Here is an 18,811-nt window from a genome sequence, read left to right as displayed (position 1 = left end):
TCGAAACCAGGGGACCTGGAGGGGACCTGGGTAAGGCGGGCCTTCAGGCCTGCATCAGGCGCATCGGCGGCATATCCATGCTCTCGTCGTTCTCCGACTCGGGCATGGCCGGCATGCACAGGCTCAGGAACTTGGCCAGCATGGCCTCCAGCGAGAACAGGGTCTGCGCCCGATGGCGGCTTTGCGCCCTCAGGCTCGCGTCGGCGCGCACCCGATCCACGATCGAGGCGACCTTGTCGCAGGCCTCGTGCAGGTCCGGATGTTCGACATCGCCCAGCAGGTGGCCGGTCTGGTCCTCCTCGAAACACTCGCCCGCCCCGCCGGCCGGCGTCGAGACCACCGGCACGCCGAGCAATTGGGCTTCGATCAGCACGTTGGGCAGGCCCTCGTAGCGCGACAGCAGCACCTTGGCATCCATCTGCGAATACCAGTAACCCACGTGGTTCGACAAGCCGACCAGCAGCAACCGGTCCATCACGCACAATTCCTGCGCCAGCGCCACGATGTTCTCGTGCAGGCGGCCGTCGCCGACGATGACGAAGCGCGCCTGCGGACGCTGCTTCAGGTAGAGCGCCGCGAGCTTTATCCATAGTTGCGGCCGCTTGTCCGGCTCCAGGCGGAACACGCCGCCGATGGTCTCCGTCGCGTCGGCGGTGCTTTCCTGGAAGGCGCGCCACTTTTCCTGGTCCGTCGCCGCGGCATCGGTGGCCAGGTCCGGCACGCCGTTGTACAGCACGTGGAAGCGCACGATGGGAATGCCGAGCCACTCCGCGTAGGCCTCGGCGGCCTTGCGGCTGTTGCTGACGAAATGCACGCCGGGCACCTGCGCCAGCGCCTGGTACAGCTCGGGATACTCCTCGCGGAAGCGGTCCTTGCGGATGTTCGGCGGCAGGCCGCGGAACACCAGGTGGATGGTCGGCGCGCCGGCCAGCAGCGCCGCCAGGGCGCCGAACAGGCACGTGCCGTCCTGCCACAGGCTGACCACGTCGAAGGTGTTGGCGCGCAACACCGGCGCCAATCGCGTCACGCCGTAGTGGACCGGCGGCGGCAATTGTTCCAGCAGCCGGCTCAGGCTGCCGTCCGGCACCGACTGGTGGGCCACCGAGATCGCCGGCAGCTTGTTGATTTCCGTGACCGGAATCCGCGCCTTGACCAGCACCGACAGGAAGAAGTCCAGCCCCTGCTTTTTGGTGGAACCGGCCGGCTCGGTGTGCTGCTTGACCAGCACCTCGACTTTTTCCGGCTTCATCGGCACGTCGGCGGGCCGCGGGGCGGGCGTATCCGCCATGCGGGCCAGTTCCCCGGCCAGCCGCGTCAGCTGCCGTTCGGCGCCGCCGGGCCCCAGGCTGCCGGTCACCAGCGCGACCGAGACGGGCTTGTCGGGCGAGTATTCCGGAATCTGCCGATTGCGGAAATGCAGGATCGCATGCTTCATCGAGACGATCCTGATGTCCTTGCCGGCCAGCGCGGCTTCGGGCTCCAGGCGCTGATAGAAGGCGTAGTCGCTGGCCAGGCCGTCGGCCAGTTCCGCCGCCTTGCTGCCCGGCGCAAGATGCTTGGCCACGGGCGCGATGACGTCGAAGGCGTCCGCCAGCAGGCCGCGCTTGCGCAGGCGCTTGGCGAACTCGACGCGGATGTTGCGGTCCGTATGCTGCAGGATCAGCCGGCGGAACAGCTCGTCGGACTGCTCATGCGCGCGGATATCGCTCAGCAGCTTGGCGCGGGCGAACAGCCGCGATGGATTGTCCGTGGACTCGGGCAGGTGCCGCTCGACCAGCGCCAGCGCGTCGTCGACGCGGCGCTCCTTGACCAGCCGGGTCGCGCAATAACGCACGATCTCCAGGTCGTCCGGGCACTCCCGCAGCAGCGTGGCCCATTGCTCGGCCATGCCCTCGTTCAGGCCGGCCGCTTCCTTCAGCCGGAGCAGCAGGAAGCGCACCTTGGAGTCGGCCATGTGGCCGCGCGCCAAGGCTTGCGCGTCGACCAGGTTCGCCTGCGCCACCTGGACCCGTCCCGACGCCGCCACGATTTCCTCCAGCCGCGTCTTGACCTCCTGCAGGTCGGACGCGGTGTTCTTGCGTTCGGTAGTCAGTGGCGGATTCATGCGGCCTTCCTGCGGTTGGCCTTGTCGATCCACACCAGGCAGCGCTGGATGTAGTGGTCGTACTGGGCCGGATTGTCGGAACGTTCCTGGAGCGCGCGCCAGTAGGGCAAGGCCTGTTCGAAGCGGTGCAGCCGCATGGCGCCGACCGCGGCCAGGCGCAGGCCGATGGGATCGTCCGGCACCAGCTGCAGGATGCGCTCACCCAGCGCCAGGCGCTCGGTGGTGCTGGACGAGTCCAGCGCGCGCGATTCGGCGTACAGCACGGCCAGGATTCGCCGCTTCTCGTGGTCGACTTCCGTCATCTGCGGCCACGACTGCGCCACGCGCTCGAGCAGGTTCCAGGCCGCCTTGGGATCGCCCGCCGACAGGATTTCGCGGGCGCCGCGGATGGCGCGCGGTCCCAGCCTTCCCAGCTGGCGTTCGGCTTCCTCCTTGGCGCTCTGGTCGGCCGAGCCATGGGCCAGCACCATCTTGTAGGCGTCGATGGCCTCGCCGAACCAGCCGCCGTTGAACGCGACCCGCGCGAAATGCAGCTGCGTGCTGAAAGGCGCGGATTCGTTGGCGGCGGCCTGCTCCAGGTGCCGCATGGCGGTCTGCTTGTCGCCCAGCGCGTCGGCCGCGCGGCCGCGCATCGCATGCAGTTCCGGGAACTCGACGCCGGTGTCCAGCGCGATGTCGGTCAGGTCGATCACTTCCTTGTGGTTGCCCGCCACCAGCGCGGCCCGCACGCCCAGGCGCATGGCGCGCTCGAAGGCGCGCTGCGCGCGCACGCCTGCCAGGGCGTCGGGGTTGAGCAGGCGGTGCGCGCAGATGCGCTCGGCGGCATCGCGCAGGCGGCCTTCTTCCAGCGCCTGCGCGCCCTCTTCCGCCCAGGCTGTGGATTGCGCGCGCAGCCAGGCCGAAATGTCCTCCTGCTCGCTGTCGGCCAGTTTGCAGGACACGGCCAGCGCGGCGGCGGCCATGATGCATCCGCGCCAGGTCGCTTCCTTGACCAGTTCCAGCGCCTCCACGTCCTTGAGCGTGGGCGACTCGGACGCCAGCGCTCGCAGCCCCGTACGGTCCCCGGCGATCAACCGGTCGCGCCACAGCATGGCGAAGCTGCGGCCATGCGACGGAATCGCGGCGCGCACCTCATGGACCCAGCGCAGGGTGGCGTCCATATCGCTGCCCGCCTGCAGCAGCGAGAGCACGGTGTCGGCCGCCTCCGTGGCGGTCGCGTCCTGCGGCGCGGAAATGCGGAACAGCTGCTTCCAGTTGCCCAGGGCTTCGTCCACGAATCCCAGGTGACCGGCCGAAATCGCCGCGATACGCACGATTTCCGGCGTCTCGATCTCGTCGCCCAGCAGGCCGGCGGCCAGCGAGTGCGCCAGGTCATAGCGACCCAGCTTGAAGTGGTTGCGCATCAGGATCTGCTCGGCCTTGCTGCCGGTGGCCAGCGTGCCGTCCGCGCCGCCCAGCAGCGCCAGCGACCCTTCGTAGTCGCCCAGCTCTTCCTGGATGCGCGCGAACAGCAGCGTGTGGTCGGGCAGGCCCGGATGGCGGCGCAGCACGTCGCGCAGGCGGCGCGAGGCTTCGCGCAGCTCGCCCGCGTCCCAGATCTTCTCGATGCGCTCCGCGCTTTCTTCGGCGCCCAGCTTGGGCACGCTCAACTGCGGGGTGGAGGCGCTCAGGCGCGGACGCACGAAGGTCTTGAACCACTCGGTATACAGGCGTTCGGCGAACAGCGGGGTGTAGTGCGTCAGGTCCAGCCCGCCATCTTCCATCGCGTCGGCCTGCCCGATCTTGTTCATCAGCGGCGTCGGATCGTAGCAAGGCACGCCGATGCGCTGGGCGCTGGCGGTCACCGCGGCGATCAGCTGGGCGCGTTGTTCGATCGGCACGTTGTCGGGCGTCATGGCGTTGACGTGCGTGACGAACACCACCTTGTCCCGGCCCAGCAGGTCGACCAGTTGCTGCATCTGCTGCTCGATCTCGTCGTCCGTCTGCTCACGCTTGACGATGCGGGCAAGCAGGTCCCGATTGTCCGCCGACAGGCTCTTGAAGACGGGATCCTGGTCCAGCCATGCGCGCCGCTCGGCGAGCCGTTCGTCGCTGGCCTGCGCCCAGAACGCGCGGGTGCGCGCCCGGTCGGCGAAGAACTCGCTGAAGTAGCGCCCCAGGTAGTTGGACTGGATCGGATAGCCGCCGACGGTCAGCAGCTTGCGCGAGGACAGCTCGACCATATACAGGTCGGCCGGCTTGTGCACGCCGCGCCGGGCCTGCTCGCCGTTCGACGGACGGAAGATCACGCGCTGCACGTCGGTGGGAATCTCGGCCTGGCCGAACATGAAGCGGGCCTGCTGCAGCGCCTCGGCGCTGGTGTGCACGAAACCGTAGTTGCGCCCGAGCTGTTGCTTGATCGGGTAGCGCGCCACGGCATCGCGCAGCGGGGTATGGATGCGGCAGGTGCCGATCGGAGCGATGGTAAAGGCTGTCATTCCGGGCCTCTCCTGTGTTTGATGGGTTGCGGCGGGCCTGGACTCAGAGCGTCCAGTACAACAGGTCGGACTGAAGCCGGCGGCTGTCCAGCACCGACTTCAGGTCGCACACCATGCCGCCGGCCTTGACCAGTTGCGGCAGGTCTTCCCAGATGGTGTCCATGGTTTCGCGGTGCGGCACGGCCAGGATCAGCACGTCCATGTCGCGGAACTGGTCGCGCTCCACCAGGCTGATGCCGTACTCATGGCGCATCTGTTCCACGTCGACCATCGGGTCGCAGGCCACCGGCGTGATGCCGTAGTCGCCCAGCGCGCGATACAGATCGACCACCTTCGAATTGCGGATGTCCGGCACGTTTTCCTTGAACGTCATGCCGAGGATGCCGACCCGGGTCGAGGCGTTCAGGCGACCATTGCGCGCCAGGGTCTGCACCACGCGCGAGGCCACGTGGCCCGCCATGCCGTCGTTGATGCGGCGGCCCGACAGGATGACCTCGGGGTGGTAGCCCAGCTCCTGCGCCTTGGACGTCAGGTAGTAGGGATCCACGCCGATGCAGTGGCCGCCGACCAGGCCGGGCGTGAACTTGAGGAAGTTCCACTTGGTGCCCGCCGCTGCCAGCACCTCGGCGGTGCGGATGCCGACCAGGTCGCAGATCTTCGACATCTCGTTCATCAGCGCGATGTTGATGTCGCGCTGCGTGTTTTCGAGCACCTTGGCGGCCTCGGCCACCTTGATGGAAGAGGCGCGATGCACGCCCGCGTCGATGATCTGCTCGTAGACGCCCGCGATAATCTCCAGCGATTCCTCGTCCTGGCCGGACACGATCTTGACGATCTTCTCCAGCGGATGCTCGCGATCGCCCGGATTGATCCGTTCGGGGCTATAGCCGAGCTTGAAATCGACGCCGCAGCGCAGGCCCGATGCCTTTTCCAGCTCCGGACCGCAGATTTCCTCGGTCGCGCCGGGGTGCACGGTGGATTCGAAAACCACGATGCAGCCGGGACGCAGCACCGGGCCGATCGACCGGCAGGCGCGCACCAGCAGGGAAAAATCAGGATTGTTTTTCTCGTCGACCGGCGTCGGCACGGCCACGACGAAGAAATCGCACCCTTCCAATTCGCTCACCTGGTCGGTGAACTGCATGGGGGAAGCCAGCAATGCATCACGCTCGATCTCGCCGGTCCAGTCCTCACCCTCTTTCAGGCTCGTGATCCGCCGCTTGTCCACATCAAAGCCGACGACATCAAAACGCCTGGAAAATGCCACGGCCACGGGCAGGCCGACATATCCTAGACCGCACACTGCGATTCTCTTTACCACGGGGGACCTCACTGTTTTCGTCGTGTCGAAGACACTAGAAACCGACACCCGGGCATTACTGAATCGATGCGGAATCGCATCGCATTTGCCTGCCCGGGGTGGACGCGTTGCTCAAAATTGATTACATCTCGATACCCCGTCATACGGTCGGGTAGCGAGCCAACGAATCGTAGGCCGGGCAGACAGCAAATTTTTTTCTAAAAGTTTTCGATGCTATGGAAATAAGTCGCCGAGGTCGTAATAAACGTGGGGAAATCCCTGAAATAATCTCTTTTCCAACACAATTTGAAATGAATGAGATCGTTTGTCTTGTTAGCAAATATATAAAGTCGTTTTCTTATCTTGGCTTAATAAAACTGCAAGGAATGAGCATTCGTTCGGGAGCAGCAGTAAGCGCCCTGGGATAAATGTCTTTATTGCAACTTCAAGTCACGGATAGCGTCCGAATTTCCAAAAAATATCGTGCTAGAAGGGAATCGAAAATACTCACGCCGATTGACCATTTTCAAAGGCCGTGGCATATGCGCCCGCGAGTGGCGTACCCGGAAATCTGTCCTGATATTGAAATGACTTCCACCGATGACAGGCCGGTGGATTACACATTCGAACAAGTGCGCCAAAAGGGTGGCCGCCGATCCGCGCATATACCCGCCCCGCCTTCCGGATAATGCGCCCGGCGTCCCGGCGGGAAACCGGAGCGCGGCCGCATGAAAAAGCCCCCGGGAACCGCAAGGTCCCCGGGGGCTTGGCATGCCGCTGGCGCCGGCCAGGCGCCGCCCGGCCTATTGCAGCAGGCTGCGCAGCATCCAGGCGTTCTTTTCGTGCACGTCCAGGCGCTGGGTCAGCAGGTCGGCGGTGGGCTGGTCATTGGCGGCATCGGCCTTCTCGAAGGCGGCGCGGGCGGTCTTGGCGACCGATTCGTTGGCGTTGACCAGCAGGCGCACCATCTCCAGGGCTTCCGGCACGGACTCGGGCTCGGCGATGGACGACAGCTTGGCGTATTCGCGATACGTGCCCGGGGCGTAGTGGCCCAGCGCGCGGATGCGTTCGGCGATGCTGTCCAGCGCGTTCCACGACTCGGTGTACTGGGTCATGAACATCAAGTGCAGCGTGTTGAACATGGGCCCCGTGACGTTCCAGTGGAAGTTGTGCGTCATCAGGTACAAGGTGTACGAGTCGGCCAGCAGCTTGGACAGTTCACCGGCGACGGCGGCGCGGTCCTTGTCCGAAATGCCGATGTTGATGCGCGGAACGCTGGGGGTCTTCTTGGAGGACTTTGCCATTGCTAGCTCCCTGTGGGGTTGGTAGACAAAACGAGGATAACACCGCGATTGCGACAATCCGGCCCAAACGCCGGCCGGCGCGAGGCGGCTTGATCGAGCGCAAACGCGCTCGCAATTTCAATCCTGCACGGCCGCGGCTTCGTCCGACAGCATCCGCACGCCCGGCAGCTCGCATTCGTACACCGCCTGGGCCAGCGCCTCGATCGCCGCCAGCCTCGGGAAGCTGCGGCGCCAGGCCAGCACCACGCGGCGCTCGGGCACGTGGCCCTCGAACGGCAGGTAGCGCAGCAGGCTGTTGGAAGGCGGCTGCTCCGGCACCGCCGTCACCGGCAGCACCGTCACGCCGATGCCCGCGGCCACCATGTGGCGGATCGTCTCCAGCGAAGAGCCCTCGAAGGTGCGCTGGATGCCGTCGCTGGCGGCCGAGAAGCGCGACAGTTCCGGACACACCTCCAGCACCTGGTCGCGGAAACAGTGGCCGCTGCCCAGCAGCAGCATGGTCTGCTGCTTCAGGTCCTGCGCGTCGATCGATTCGCGCTGCGCCAGCTCGTGGTCTTGCGGCACCGCCACCACGAATGGCTCGTCGTACAGCGGCTGCATCACCAGCCCCGCTTCCGGCAGCGGCAACGCCATGATGGCGCAATCGATCTCGCCCTGGCGCAGCAGCTCCACCAGCCGCACGGTGAAGTTCTCCTGCAGCAGCAGCGGCATCTGCGGAGTGCGGCCGATCTGCACCGGCACCAGGCGCGGCAACAGATACGGGCCGATGGTATGGATCACTCCGACCCGCAACGGGCCGGCCAGCGGGTCGTGCCCCTGGCGCGCGATCTCCTTGATGCTGGCGCTCTCTTCCAGCACCTTCTGGGCCTGGGCGACGATGCGCTGGCCGATGGGCGTGACGCCCACTTCGGCGCCGCCGCGCTCGAACAGCGTCACGCCCAGTTCGTCCTCGAGCTTGCGGATCGCCACCGACAGCGTGGGCTGGCTGACGAAACAGGCCTCGGCCGCCCGGCCGAAATGGCGCTCGCGCGCCACGGCCACGATGTATTTCAGTTCGGTGAGAGTCATGGTGGACTACGCCCCCGGGAGTTGAGCGCGCGCCCGGCGGGCGGCGCTGGAAAATGGGAAGGTCATGGTGGCATTCATCCGCTGGGGCCTAGGTGCGCAGGAAGTCTTCCCGGCCCCGCATCCAGCGGGCCAGGTGCGCCTCGACGGCGGCAGGATGTTCGGCGCGCAGCCAGACCGCGGCATCGCGCGCCTGTTCGGCGATCTCGGCGTCGGTTTCCAGATCGGCAAAGCGCAGCAGCGCCATGCCCGACTGGCGCGTGCCCAGGAATTCGCCGGGGCCGCGCTGCTCCAGGTCGCGGCGCGCAATCTCGAAACCGTCCGAGGTTTCGAACATGGCGCGCAGGCGTTCGCGCGCCACCTGCGACAGCGGCGTCTGGTAGAGCAGCACGCAGACCGATTCGGCGGTGCCCCGCCCCACCCGGCCGCGCAACTGGTGCAGTTGCGCCAGGCCGAAGCGTTCGGCGTGCTCGATGACCATCAGCGAGGCATTGGGCACGTCCACCCCGACCTCGATCACGGTGGTGGCCACCAGCAGGTCGATCTCGCCCTCGCGGAACGCCTGCATCACCGCCGCCTTCTCGGCCTGCGGCAGGCGCCCATGCACCAGGCCGATGCGCAGGTCCGGCAGGTCCACCCGCATGCCTTCGTAGGTATCGACGGCGGTCTGCAGTTCCAGCGCTTCGCTTTCCTCGACCAGCGGACAGACCCAATACGCCTGCTGTCCGCCGCGCGCGGCCTGCGCGATGTGGGCGATGACTTCCTCGCGGCGCGCGTCCGACACCAGCTTGGTCAGCACCGGCGTGCGCCCCGGCGGCAGTTCGTCGATCACCGACACGTCCAGGTCGGCAAAAAAGGTCATGGCCAGCGTGCGCGGGATCGGCGTGGCGCTCATGTTGAGCTGATGCGGCACGATGCGGCCGCGCACCGTCTCGCCCTTGCGCGTCAGCGCCAGTCGCTGGCCGACGCCAAAGCGGTGCTGCTCGTCGACGATCGACAGGCCAAGGCGCTGGAATTCGACATGGTCCTGGATCAGCGCCTGCGTGCCCACCACCAGTTGCACGCTGCCGTCGGCCGCGGCGGCGGCGGCCTCGCGACGCGCCTTGGCGGTCAGGCTGCCGCTGAGCCAGGCGACGTTCACGCCCAGCGGCTGCAGCCACGACACCAGCTTGCGGAAATGCTGTTCGGCCAGGATCTCGGTAGGCGCCATCAACGCCACCTGCGCGCCGCCGGCGATGGCCTGGGCCGCGGCGATGGCGGCGACCACGGTCTTGCCGCTGCCGACGTCGCCCTGCAGCAGGCGGTGCATCGGGTACGGCCGCGCCAGATCCGCCGAAATCTCGGCCACCACGCGCTGCTGGGCGCCGGTCAGCTTGAACGGCAGCGCCTGGTACAGCCGGTCCACCAGGCCGCCCGGCTCGTCGCGCACGGGCAGCACCTCGGCTTCCTTGACCCGGCGCGCGGCGCGCGCCGCCGCCAGCGACAGCTGCTGGGCCAGCAACTCATCGAATTTGATGCGACGCCAGGCCGGATGCACCCGGTCCAGCAGCGCCGCTTCGGATTCGCCCTGCGCCGGCGTGTGCAGCGCGCGGATAGCCGGCGCGAACGGCGGCAGGTCGTAGCGCGCCAGCGCTTGCGGCGGCAGGGTATCGGACAGGTCGGCGCGGTCGAGCGCCTGGGCGATGGCGCGCCGCAGCGTCAGCTGCGGCAGGCCCTCGGTACTGGGATAGACCGGCGTCAGGGCGGTGGGCAGCGGCGCGTCGGCATTGGTCAGGCGCGGATGCACCATCTCGCGTCCGAACAGGCCGCCGCGCACTTCGCCGCGCGCGCGCAGCCGCTTGCCGACCGTGACCTGCTTTTGCTGGCTGGGATAGAAATTCAACCAGCGCAATTGCAGTTCGCCGCTGTCGTCCGCCAAGGTGGCGGTGAGCTGGCGACGCGGCCGGTAGAGCACTTCGGATTTGGTGATCTCGCCTTCGACCTGGCCGGCGAAGCCGGGGCGCAACTGGCTGATCGGGATCACCCGGGTCTCGTCCTCGTAGCGCAGCGGCAGGTGCAGCACGAAGTCCTCGGGCAGCACCAGACCCAGGTTACGCAGCTTGCGCTCCGTATCCGTCATGGCTTTGCCGGCGCCTTTGGTATCGGCGCCGGATCGCTTGGTAGCCACGGCCGCGGCCGGCATATCGGGATGAAACCCCTGGGAAAACGCGTGGTGGCGTTACAGGACCAGGATGGCCTCGACCTCGAACTGGGCGCCCTTGGGCAGGCTGGCCACGCCCACCGTCGAACGGGCCGGGAACGGCTGCGGAATCAGCTCGGCCATGATGGCGTTGGCGGCGGTGAACTTGCCCAGGTCGGTCAGGAACAGCGTCAGCTTGACCACCTGGTCCAGCGTGCCGCCGGCGGCCTCGACCACCGCGGTCATGTTGGCGAACGCCTGGCGCACCTGCGCATCAAAGTTCTCGGAGACCAGGTCGCCGGTGCCGGGTTCGAGGCCGATCTGGCCCGACAGGTAGACGGTCTTGGTGCCGCTGACGGCAACCGCTTGCGAGTAAGGGCCGACGGCGGCGGGCGCGGCGTCGGTATGGATGATTTGCTTGCTCATGGGCGGAATCCTTCTGGTGACGGATAGCTACAACTATCGGATTTTAATCGGCAATAGGGTTTTGCGAAAGGCTCATGCGAGCCGACCCGAGCCTTCCATGTTACCCACACTTCACGGCGCGCAAGGGCAATCCGTCATCGGAACGCCGCGCCAATCTCCGCCCGGCTGGCCCACAGCAGGTCGTACAGCGCCTGGGCCGCCAGCGGCAGGCTGCGCCCCTGGCGCCACACCAGGTACAGCGGCCGCAGCAGCGCCTTGCCCGCCAGCGGCACGATGCGCAGGTCCGGCCCGCCGAAATGGAACAGCGTCATCGCCGGCACCACCGCCACCCCCAGGCCGGCCCGCACCAGTCCCGTGACGGTCGCCAGGTGCTCGACCTCGAACACCGGCGGCGGCGCATCGGCGCCGAAGGCCGCATCCAGATGCTTGCGCACGCTGCTGTTGCGCGCCAGCTGGATCACCGCATGGCGCGCCACGTCGCGCAGCCGCACCCGCGCCATCGCCGCCAGCGGATGGTCGGCGCGGCACACCAGGAAATAGCGGTCGGCGTGCAGGAACTCGCTGTCCAGGTCGCTCATGTCCGGCCGCCTCGACGCCACCGCGAAATCCACCTGGCCGTCGCGCACCATGTCCAGGCACGGATCGAGCAAGGCGTCGCGCAGGTCCACCGCGATACCCGGATGCTGCTCGCGGAACCGCGCCAGCAGCGGCGGCAGCCAGCCCGCCGCCAGCGACGGCAGCGCGGCCAGCGCCACCCGGCCGCGGCGACGGGCCGCGTGGTCGCGCAGGTCTTCCATTACCAGGTCCATGTCGGCCAGCAGGCGGCGCGCCGAGGCATCCAGCACGCGCCCTTCCGCCGTCAATTCCACGTTGCGGGTATTGCGATCGAACAGGCGCAGGCCAGCGCTGTCTTCCAACTGGCGGATCAACGCGCTGAAGGCCGGCTGCGTCAGGTGGCAGCGCTGCGCGGCGCGGGTGAAGTGCCTTTCGTCGGCCAGGGCCACGAAAGCGCGTAATTGCCGGGCGGATAGATTCATGGCTTTTCTGGATTAATTGATCCGATATTTCTATTTTACGGATGAGCGGGCGCTGCCTATAGTGGGCTCCGGCTTCCCCTACGCGACTTTTATGCCTTCCTCTCCCCTGCTCATCGGCTGCGCCTCCGGCTTCTCGGGCGACCGCAGCGACGGCGCCGCCGCCGTGGTGCATACGCTGGCCGCCCGGGGCGGCGGCACGCTGATCTTCGAAACGCTGGCCGAGCGCACCCTGGCGCTGGCGCAACTGGCGCGCAATGCCGACCCCCGCCGCGGCTTCGAGCCGTTGCTGGACGAGCTGGTGGCGCCAGTGCTGGCCGACTGCCTGCGCCACGGCATCGCCATCGTCAGCAACTTCGGCGCCGCCAACCCGGTCGGCGCCGCGCGCCGCATCGCCGAGCTGGCCGCGCAACAGGGCTTGCCGGCGCCGCGCATCGCCGTGATCCATGGCGACGCCCTCGACACGCCAGACCAGCGCGACCTGCTGCGCCAGCGCCTGGGCGCGGCGCTGGACGGGGTCGAGGTGGTCAGCGCCACGGCCTACCTGGGCGCCACCGAGATCGCGCAGGCGCTGGCCGCCGGCGCACAGATCGTCGTCGCCGGTCGCGTCGCCGACCCGTCGCTGACACTGGGTCCGGCGCTGGCCCACTTCGGGTGGCGCCACGATGACTGGCCGCGCCTGGGCCGCGCCACCATGGCCGGCCACATGCTCGAATGCGGCTTGCAGGTCACCGGCGGCTACTTCTGCGTGCCGGGCCTGAAGGAAGTGCCGGACGTGCATGCCGCGGGCTTTCCCATCGCCGAGATCCACGCCGACGGCGAGTTCGTCATCGGCAAGGCCGCCGATACCGGCGGCATGGTGGACGCCCGCACGGTCAAGGAACAACTGCTGTACGAGGTGCACGATCCCGCGCGCTACCTGACCCCCGACGTGACCGCCGACCTGAGCCAGGCGCGCGTCGAGGAACTGGGCCGCGACCGTGTCGCCGTGCGCGGCATCACCGGCCACGCGCGCCCGGCCGAACTCAAGGTCAACGTCTGCCACCACGGCGGCTGGCTGGCCGAGGCCGAAATTTCATACGCCGGCGTGCAGGCCGAAGCGCGCGCGCGGCTGGCCGCCGACATCGTGCACAAGCGTCTCGGATCGGCGCTGCGCCTGCGCGCCGACCTCATCGGCGCCATCAGCATCCTGGACAACGACGCGGGCGCCCTGCGCCACGACCATCCCGGCGGCCAGGCGCGCGACGTGCGCCTGCGCATCGCCGGCGAGCACGCCGAGCGCGCCATCGCCGAACGCGTGCTGCGCGAGGTCACGGCGCTCTATACCTGCGGCCCGGCCGGCGGCGGCGGCGTGCGCACCGCGCTGCGCCCGCGCCTGAACATGGTGTCCTGCACCATTCCCCGCGAGGCCGTAACCAGCGGCTGGCGCTTCCTGGACGAGATCCCGCAATGAACCCAGCCCTGACCTCCGTGCCCCTGTACCGCCTGGGCCACAGCCGCTCCGGCGACAAGGGCGACACCTCCAACCTCAGCCTCATCGCCTGGGATCCCGAATGCTATGAGGTGCTGGCCGAGCAGGTCACCGAAGCGCGCGTGGCCGCCTGGTTCGGCTATCGCCGACCGGCCCGCGTCACCCGCTACCTGTTGCCGACCCTGCACGCCATGAACTTCGTGCTCGAAGGCGTGCTGGACGGCGGCGTGAACGACGCGCTCAACCTGGACGCGCACGGCAAAAGCCTTTCCTTCCGCCTGCTGGACATGACGGTCCAGGTCAGCCCCGCGCTGGCCGCCCGCCTGCCCGACATCGCGGGCGACCACCCCGCCCCCGCCTGACCCCGCAGTCCCTCACCACCACAACAACACACAACACACGACAGGAGACACACCATGCGCTTTACCCTCAAGGGCCGGCTGGCCCTGCTGCTGGCGGCCCTGCCGCTGACGGCCCTGGCCCAGGGCACGGCGGCGACGGGCTTTCCCGCCAAGCCGATCACCTTCATCGTGCCGTTCGCGGCCGGCAGCGCCACCGACCAGATCGGCCGCGCCATCGGCCAGGGCGTCACCGAGCAGACCGGCCAGGCCGTGGTGATCGAGAACAAGCCCGGCGCCAGCGCCATGATCGGCGCCGCCACCGCGGCCCGCGCTGCGCCCGACGGCTACACGGTGCTGATCACCACCAACACCACCCACGCCGCCAACGAGCATCTGTACAAGACGCTGACCTACCACCCGGTCAAGGACTACGCGCCGATCTCGCTGCTCGGCAAGGGCGGCCAGATCATGGTGGTCAACCCCAACTCGGCCGCCAAGTCGGTGGGCGACTTCCTGGCGCAGGCGCGCCAGTCGCCCGGCAAGCTGAGCTTCGGCAGCGGCAGCTCCAGCAGCCGCATCGCCGGCGAACTGCTGCAGCAAATGGCCGGCGTGCAGTTGCTGCACGTGCCCTACAAGAGCAACCCGCTGGCCGTCACCGACCTGCTGGGCGGGCAGATCGACATGATGATCACCGACACCGCCACGGGCCTGCCGCAGGTCAAGTCCGGCAAGCTGCGGGCCCTGGGCGTGACCGGCCAGGCGCGCTCGCCGCTGGCGCCGGACGTGCCCACCATCGCCGAGTCCGGCGTGCCGGGCTACGAGATGGGCTATTGGTTCGCGGCCTACGCGCCGGCCGGCACCCCGCCGGACGTGGTCAAGCGCCTGAACGAGCTGCTGGTCAAGGCCACGCAGAGCGCTCCGGCCAAGCAGTTCTATGCCCAGACCGGCACCGACCCGGCCAGTTCCACGCCCGAGGAACTGGCGCGGTTCCAGCAGGCCGAGTCGAAGAAGTGGGGCGACATCATCAAGAAGGCCGGCATCCAGCCCGAATGACGTCCCCGGGGCGGCGCGCCCGCGCTGCCGCCTTTATCGCAACGCCGGAAACAAAAAGCCCCGTCGCATGTGCAACGGGGCTTTTTTGCCACGAAGGAAGGACCGCGCCTTATTTGTCCACGAAGGCGCGCTCGACCACGTAGTCGCCCGGCTGGCCGACGCCCGGGGACACCACGAAACCGCGCTTGTCCAGCATGGCGCTGATGTCGGCCAGCATATGCGGGCTGCCGCAGATCATGGCGCGATCGGTTTCGGGGTTGATCTGGGGAATGCCGATGTCTTCACACAGCTTGCCGTTTTCCATCAGCTCGGTGATGCGGCCCTGGTTGCGGAACGGCTCGCGCGTGACGGTCGGGTAATAGACCAGCTTTTCGCGCACCACGTCGCCGAAGAACTCGTTGTTGGGCAGTTCGTTCTCGATGAAGTCGGCGTAGGCCAGCTCGCTGACCCAGCGCACGCCATGCACCAGAATGACCTTGTCGAAGCGTTCGTAGACGTCCGGATCCTTGATGATGCTCATGAAGGGCGCCAGGCCCGTTCCCGTGCCGAACAGGAACAGGTGCTTGCCGGGCTTGAGGTCGTCGACCACCAGCGTGCCGACCGGCTTGCGGCTGACCAGGATGGTGTCGCCTTCCTTCAGATGCTGCAGGCGCGAGGTCAGCGGACCGTTCTGCACCTTGATGCTGAGGAATTCGAGGTTCTCTTCGTAATTGGCGCTGGCGATGCTGTACGCCCGCAGCAGCGGCTTGCCTTCGACTTCCAGGCCGATCATGACGAAGTGGCCGTTGTGGAACCGCAGGGCCGCGTCACGCGTGGTGGTGAAGGAGAACAGGGTGTCGTTCCAGTGGTGCACGCTCAGCACGCGCTCGGTATTGAAAGCAGCCATGTCGTATCTAGTAAGGGCGGAACCAGGGGTCGACGGGAAACCGCAACGGCCTCGGCTCGTTCCGCGAGGGGTTCGCCATGGCGCACAAAAGACGCGCCCGGCATTAGGGTTGTCCCTATTCTACAGGGACTTGATGATAATTGCTCTCATTATTCCGTAATACCCTTATGCCGTATTGATGGGGATCAAGGGTCTTATGCACAGTCTTACATTGAGTTGAATACGATAAAACTTCCTGTTATCGTCCCGCTCTGACTTGATAATCATTTTCGTTAGCAGACCGCTTTGCCGGAGTCCCTATGTCCAAGCGTCCCCAAATGACCACCCTGCTGCGCGCCCTGGCCCTGGCCGGCGCCGCCGCCTTCGCCGTCCCGGCCCACGCGGCCGAGGAAGTCAGCCTCTACACCACCCGGGAACCGAAGCAGATCCAGCCGCTGCTGGACGCCTTCACCAAGGAAAGCGGCATCAAGGTCAACACCGTCTTCGTCAAGGACGGCCTGCTCGAACGCGTCAAGGCCGAGGGCGCCAAGTCGCCCGCCGACGTCCTCATGACCGTCGACATCGGCAACCTGCTCGACCTGGTGGACGGCGGCGTGACGCAGTCGATCAAGTCGCAGACGCTGGAATCGGTCATCCCCGCCAACCTGCGCGGCGCCGATGGCAAATGGTACGCCCTGTCGCTGCGCGACCGCGTGCTGTACGTCGAAAAGGACCTGAAGCTGGAATCCTTCCGCTACGAGGACCTGGCCGACCCGAAATGGAAGGGCAAGGTCTGCATCCGCTCGGGCCAGCATCCCTACAACACCGCCATGGTCGCCTCCATGATCGCCCATGACGGCGCCGAGGCCACCGAGAAGTGGCTGCGCGGCGTCAAGGCCAACCTGGCCCGCAAGGCCGCCGGCGGCGACCGCGACGTGGCCCGCGACATCCTGGGCGGCATCTGCGACATCGGCCTGGCCAACGCCTATTATGTCGGCCACATGAAGAACGCCGAACCCGGCACCGACGCGCGCAAGTGGGGCGACGCCATCAAGGTAGTCCGCCCGACCTTCGCCAACGAGAAGAGCGGTGGCACCCACGTGAACGTCAGCGGCGCCGCCGTGGCGGCCCATGCGCCCAACAAGGCCAACGCCATCAAGCTGCTCGACTTCCTGGTGTCCGAGCCGGCGCAGGCGCTGTACGCGCAGGCCAACTACGAGTACCCGGTGCGCAAGGGCGTCAAGCTCGACCCGGTCATCGCCAGCTTCGGCGAACTGAAGGTCGATCCCCTGCCCCTGACCGAGATCGCCAAGTACCGCAAGCAAGCCAGCGAGCTGGTGGACAAGGTCGGTTTCGACAACTAAACCGCAGCCAGGCGGCGCCCACGGGCGCCGTCTCGCGGCACTCAGGCCTGCCCTCGCTCGCCCGGAAAACACCCGGACGGGCGACGGCAGGCCTTGACGCTACTATAGGCGCCGCCCGCGCGGCGTCTTCCCCGCAGTAAACCTTCTGAAGCATGCATACAGATTCCCTGCCCCGGCCACTGCGTTTGCGCTGGGCTGAACGCGGCGCCGGCTGGCTGGCCGGCGCCGCCCTGATCGGCCTGGCGGTGCTGGCGCCGGTGCTCACCCTGGTCTGGTGGGCGCTGGGCGGCGATCTGTCGCACTGGCGGCACCTGGCCACCTACGTGCTACCGCAGGCGCTGGCCAACACCGCCGTGCTGCTGGCCGGCGTCGGCGTGCTGGTGACATTGCTGGGCACCGGTTCGGCCTGGCTTGTGACGGCCTACGAATTCCCCTCGCGGCGCGCCTTGACCTGGGCGCTGCTGTTGCCGCTGGCGGTGCCGACCTACATCATCGCCTTCGCCTATCTCGACCTGCTGCATCCGATCGGCCCGATCCAGAGCGGCATCCGCGCGCTGCTGGGCTACGACAGCCCGCGCCAGTTCCGGCTGCCGGACCTGCGCTCGATCTACGGCGCCATCTTCGTGCTGGGCTTCGTGCTGTATCCCTATGTCTACCTGAGCACCCGCGTCATGTTCATGACGCAGGCGGCCAGCCTGCTGGAAGCGGCCCGCACGCTGGGCGCCGGCCGCTACGCCGTGTTCTTCCGGGTGGCGCTGCCGCTGGCCCGGCCGGCCATCGTGGTGGGCGTCAGCCTGGCGCTGCTGGAAACCCTGAACGACATCGGCGCCTCGGAATTCCTGGGCGTGCAGACGCTGACCGTATCGGTCTATACCACCTGGGTCACGCGTTCCGATCTGGCCGGCGCGGCGCAGATCGCGCTGACCATGCTGGCCATCGTCATCGGCCTGATCCTGCTTGAGCGCCATGGCCGCAAGCGCCAGCGCTACGCCAATACGCAACGCATGCGGCCGATGCAGCCGCGGCGGCTGCGCGGCGCGGCCGCCGTGCTGGCGGCGGTGCTGGGCTGGATTCCCGTGGTGGTCGGCTTCGCCGCGCCGGCGCTGTATCTGGTCGTCGAGACCTACAAGCGGCTGCACCTGGTGGGCGGCGTTTCCAGCCAGTTGCTCAACGGACTGGGCAACACGCTGATCGTGGCGTTCAGCGCCACCCTCGTCACGCTGGTCTGCGGTCTGGTCGTGGCCTGGGCCGGCCGCACGCTGCGCGAAAGCGCCGGCTTCAATCCGGGCCGCGCCTGCGCCCGCGTCGCCAGCCTGGGCTACGCCGTGCCGGGCACCGTGCTGGCCATCGGCCTGCTCACGCCCTTCGTCTGGATCGACACCGCGGTGGCCAAGGTCTTCGGCGGCAGCGGCCTGTTCCTGATGGGTTCGATGGCGGCGCTGGTGTGCGCCTATGCCATCCGCTTCCTGGCCATCTCCACCGGCGCGCTCGAAGCCGGCCTGGCGCGCATTCCGCCGTCGCTGGAACAGGCCTCTCGGCTGCTGGGCGAAAGCTCGGCGGGCACCTTGCGCCGCGTCCACCTGCCGCTGCTGCGCCCGGCGCTGGCGGCCAGCGCGCTGCTGGTGTTCGTGGACGCCATGAAGGAATTGCCGGCCACGCTGCTGCTGCGGCCCATGAATTTCGACACGCTCGCCACCTGGCTCTATGCCGAAGCGGCCCGCGGCACCTACGAGGAAGGCGCGGTCGCCGCGCTGGCGATCGTGCTGGCCGGCCTGCTGCCCGTCATCCTGCTGGCCCGCACCAATCTGAAAATGGGACATTGAACATC

General features: G+C 67.6%; 14 protein-coding genes. 5 read left to right on the top strand and 9 right to left on the bottom strand.

Translation table 11 applies throughout. The annotated features are described in order from the left end of the window. Positions 1–43 precede the first annotated feature (43 nt). The 8 genes from ACVN9Z_RS20490 to ACVN9Z_RS20455 all read right to left on the bottom strand — a co-directional run bounded on the left by ACVN9Z_RS20490 (position 44) and on the right by ACVN9Z_RS20455 (position 11,892). Positions 44–2,104: a glycosyltransferase gene (locus ACVN9Z_RS20490; RefSeq protein ID WP_006386431.1), complete on the bottom strand. Its 2,061-nt coding sequence runs from the start codon at positions 2,102–2,104 to the stop codon at positions 44–46. Beyond that, entirely contained in the window at positions 2,101–4,581 is a 2,481-nt protein-coding gene (locus tag ACVN9Z_RS20485; RefSeq protein WP_020927536.1) for a capsular polysaccharide biosynthesis protein, read from the bottom strand. The genes ACVN9Z_RS20490 and ACVN9Z_RS20485 overlap by 4 nt, the downstream gene beginning before the upstream one ends. A 43-nt stretch (positions 4,582–4,624) precedes the next feature. Beyond that, positions 4,625–5,884: a nucleotide sugar dehydrogenase gene (locus ACVN9Z_RS20480; RefSeq protein WP_080981506.1), complete on the bottom strand. Its 1,260-nt coding sequence runs from the start codon at positions 5,882–5,884 to the stop codon at positions 4,625–4,627. 800 nt (positions 5,885–6,684) lie between these two features. Next, positions 6,685–7,185: a Dps family protein gene (locus ACVN9Z_RS20475; RefSeq protein WP_006386428.1), complete on the bottom strand. Its 501-nt coding sequence runs from the start codon at positions 7,183–7,185 to the stop codon at positions 6,685–6,687. A 117-nt stretch (positions 7,186–7,302) separates the two neighbouring features. Continuing rightward, positions 7,303–8,253: a LysR substrate-binding domain-containing protein gene (locus tag ACVN9Z_RS20470; protein WP_006386427.1), complete on the bottom strand. Its 951-nt coding sequence runs from the start codon at positions 8,251–8,253 to the stop codon at positions 7,303–7,305. A gap of 88 nt (positions 8,254–8,341) precedes the next feature. Beyond that, positions 8,342–10,432, bottom strand: a complete 2,091-nt coding sequence (gene recG / locus ACVN9Z_RS20465; protein WP_006386426.1) for an ATP-dependent DNA helicase RecG — start codon at positions 10,430–10,432, stop codon at positions 8,342–8,344. Positions 10,433–10,468: 36 nt separating this feature from the next. Beyond that, complete coding sequence (locus tag ACVN9Z_RS20460; RefSeq protein ID WP_006386425.1) at positions 10,469–10,855, bottom strand: Rid family detoxifying hydrolase; 387 nt, start codon at positions 10,853–10,855, stop codon at positions 10,469–10,471. A gap of 134 nt (positions 10,856–10,989) precedes the next feature. Beyond that, entirely contained in the window at positions 10,990–11,892 is a 903-nt protein-coding gene (locus ACVN9Z_RS20455; protein WP_024068766.1) for a LysR family transcriptional regulator, read from the bottom strand. A 91-nt stretch (positions 11,893–11,983) separates the two neighbouring features. On the opposite strand from ACVN9Z_RS20455, the gene ACVN9Z_RS20450 reads away from it, so the two are divergent. From ACVN9Z_RS20450 to ACVN9Z_RS20440, 3 genes are read left to right on the top strand one after another with little or no spacing between them, the layout of a single operon-like run. Beyond that, positions 11,984–13,342: an acyclic terpene utilization AtuA family protein gene (locus tag ACVN9Z_RS20450; protein WP_054513980.1), complete on the top strand. Its 1,359-nt coding sequence runs from the start codon at positions 11,984–11,986 to the stop codon at positions 13,340–13,342. Next, on the top strand, positions 13,339–13,722 hold the full coding sequence (locus tag ACVN9Z_RS20445) for an AtuA-related protein (RefSeq protein WP_006388243.1): 384 nt from the start codon (positions 13,339–13,341) through the stop codon (positions 13,720–13,722). The genes ACVN9Z_RS20450 and ACVN9Z_RS20445 overlap by 4 nt, the downstream gene beginning before the upstream one ends. A gap of 54 nt (positions 13,723–13,776) precedes the next feature. After that, positions 13,777–14,754, top strand: a complete 978-nt coding sequence (locus ACVN9Z_RS20440) for a Bug family tripartite tricarboxylate transporter substrate binding protein (RefSeq protein WP_054438456.1) — start codon at positions 13,777–13,779, stop codon at positions 14,752–14,754. 109 nt (positions 14,755–14,863) lie between these two features. On the opposite strand, the gene ACVN9Z_RS20435 is transcribed toward ACVN9Z_RS20440, so the two are convergent. Continuing rightward, positions 14,864–15,640, bottom strand: coding sequence for a ferredoxin--NADP reductase (locus tag ACVN9Z_RS20435; RefSeq protein WP_006388241.1), 777 nt, complete (start codon positions 15,638–15,640; stop codon positions 14,864–14,866). Between the two features lie 299 nt (positions 15,641–15,939). Between ACVN9Z_RS20435 and ACVN9Z_RS20430 the strand changes: the two genes are divergently transcribed. After that, a complete protein-coding gene (locus tag ACVN9Z_RS20430; RefSeq protein WP_458212563.1) occupies positions 15,940–16,983 on the top strand; it encodes a Fe(3+) ABC transporter substrate-binding protein in 1,044 nt (347 codons plus the stop codon). A 152-nt stretch (positions 16,984–17,135) separates the two neighbouring features. Continuing rightward, positions 17,136–18,806, top strand: a complete 1,671-nt coding sequence (locus ACVN9Z_RS20425) for an ABC transporter permease (RefSeq protein ID WP_458212562.1) — start codon at positions 17,136–17,138, stop codon at positions 18,804–18,806. Positions 18,807–18,811 lie beyond the last annotated feature (5 nt).

It is taken from the genome of Achromobacter sp. KK8, assembly GCF_054188005.1.
Note: the sequence above shows the minus strand (reverse complement) of the source record. Positions and strands in the feature narration are given on the sequence as shown.